We start from the raw sequence: 1,685 nt of genomic DNA, 5'->3' as shown, positions 1-1,685 counted from the left end.
AATTGCAGCCAGTGAGAAACCAGCGTGGAAGTTAAATGCTGACCACATAGCTGGTACCACGATTGGTGCAACTAATGAACCTAAGTTAATCCCAAAAACGAAAATCGTAAAACCAGAATCACGACGCGTATCTTCTGGTGAATAAAGTGTCCCAACCATTTCAGAAACGTTTGGCTTCAACAGACCAGTACCAATTGTAATTAAACAAATTGAAATAAATAGTGCTATTTTACCAGCTGGTACGGAGAGGCAGATATGACCAAACATGATCAAGACACCGCCAATGAACACCGTTTTACGACTCCCCCAGATTCGGTCACTTAAAAAGCCACCGAGAACTGAAGTTAAGTAAACTAACGACCCATAAATCGACATGATTGAGGCTGCCAGCCCCTTGTCCATGCCAAGGCCACCCTTTGCAATTGAGAAGTACATGTAGTAGATCAGAATTGCTTTCATACCATAGTAACTAAACCGTTCCCACATTTCAGTCATGAACAGCGTAGATAATCCACGTGGCTGACCGAAGAAAGAACGATCTACTTGCTTATTTCCTTGGTTATCCAAAAAAAAACCTCCAGACATCTCTCACTCAAGCAATACCATTTATTTACCGGAGTGATGATAAAGGAGCGGGAAACCCGCTCCTCATAATATTCTAATTGAAACATATAGGATATTATACGCCCGAAAAGGTTCTAACGCAATGTTATTTCTGTTAAGAACACTGGATAATAGCGATTTTTCGAGAATGTTGTCTAGTAAAAAAGGGCCGTTCATTAGCCCCCTATTTAGGTCAGTTTAACCAACAACCTTATTCTTATCTAATTCAGTCATCGCAAATTTAATCAAGCTTTCACCATTGACCCAAGCATAGATGTTGTCTGGAATTTTTTCCAATCGTGAATTAACTGCTTTTAAAGCAGCGTAATCATAACCAACCTGAGGTGCAACCAAAACTAAATCTGCATTCTCTGCACTCTCTAAGCTGTCACTTGTAGCCGCAGCAAAGCTGGTTGCTTCAAACGTAATATCGACACGGTATGCTTCCGCTGATCTTTGAGCAGTCTCTTGCAACAATTGACTTGTAATACCACTTCCACAAACAATTAATACAGTTGTCATAATAGTTACCTCCAAATTTGCGTTATGTATTAGCGCTTTCATTAGTTATTAGGTTACCACTAATAAACGTATACCACAAGTGAAATTATCATTATATTCCTTTTACTTTAGGCATTCTAACGTCTATACCAATTCTAATAAACTGCCTTTCACTTAACTCGTGACCCGGGTTTATTGGGCCTTTTGCTCAAAATTCTAACTAGGACACAAAAAAACACTAACGATAAACGTTAGTGTTTTTTGCTTTGCCAGTTGAATAGATGCCGGCTGAGGAATTCGAATCCCCGACCCTCGGTTTACGATACCGATGCTCTACCAACTGAGCTAAGCCGGCATTACTAAATTTTCTTGACTCCGGCAGGCGGGCTCGAACCGTCGACAACCTGATTAACAGTCAGGTGCTCTACCAACTGAGCTATGCCGGAATAATGATAGCGTGGCAACGTCCTACCCTTGCAGGGGGCGATCCCCCAACTACTCTTGGCGTGCTGAAGCTTAACTACTGTGTTCGGCATGGGAACAGGTGTATCCTTCAGGCTATCGCCACCACACTATTGAGA

The 1,685-nt window shown here is 41.6% G+C and carries 2 protein-coding genes, 2 tRNA genes and 1 rRNA gene; all 5 read right to left on the bottom strand.

Annotated elements, in window-relative coordinates; all coding sequences use genetic code 11:
- Positions 1–567 (bottom strand): peptide MFS transporter (locus CES79_RS12365; RefSeq protein ID WP_225362444.1); only part of this gene is annotated, 567 nt, incomplete at its 3' end.
- A 234-nt stretch (positions 568–801) separates the two neighbouring features.
- Positions 802–1,125 carry a PTS sugar transporter subunit IIB gene (locus CES79_RS12360; protein WP_159459501.1) on the bottom strand — a complete coding sequence of 108 codons (324 nt, stop codon included), beginning with the start codon at positions 1,123–1,125 and terminating at the stop codon, positions 802–804.
- A gap of 261 nt (positions 1,126–1,386) precedes the next feature.
- A tRNA-Thr gene (locus CES79_RS12355) sits at positions 1,387–1,459 on the bottom strand.
- Positions 1,460–1,477: 18 nt separating this feature from the next.
- Positions 1,478–1,550 (bottom strand) — tRNA-Asn (locus CES79_RS12350).
- A gap of 9 nt (positions 1,551–1,559) precedes the next feature.
- Positions 1,560–1,676, bottom strand: a 5S ribosomal RNA gene (rrf, locus tag CES79_RS12345).
- Positions 1,677–1,685: the final 9 nt, after the last annotated feature.

Origin of the sequence: Secundilactobacillus silagei JCM 19001, from assembly GCF_002217945.1 — a bacterium.
Lineage (GTDB): Bacteria > Bacillota > Bacilli > Lactobacillales > Lactobacillaceae > Secundilactobacillus > Secundilactobacillus silagei.
This window is presented reverse-complemented; position numbering and strand designations above follow the sequence as displayed.